The organism is Legionella navarrensis, from assembly GCF_052527415.1.
Genome location: NZ_JBNVZR010000077.1, coordinates 1 through 212 on the forward strand (window position 1 = coordinate 1; position 212 = coordinate 212).

Below are 212 nucleotides of genomic sequence, written 5' to 3' on the forward strand. Positions count from 1 at the left end.
GCCTGCAGGCTGTAATCAATGCTGTCGCCTGCAGCAACGGCTGTACCGGTCGCAGGAACAGACGATTTACTCACCGCAATAACTGCGGGTGCAATGGGATGCGTGGTCGTACAGTTCGTACAGGTTGGTGCAGTAGCGCTGCCGCCGGTTGGTACGACGCTGTTATCTACCGAGACCGTTGCTGTCTGATTCACCGTGGCCGGGTAGGTAAA

Annotated in this window: 1 protein-coding gene; it reads right to left on the reverse strand. The window is 57.1% G+C overall.

The features are described 5' to 3' along the window. The coding region (locus ACQUTA_RS13185; protein ID WP_444988725.1) for a hypothetical protein at positions 1-212 on the reverse strand (212 nt) is incomplete at both ends.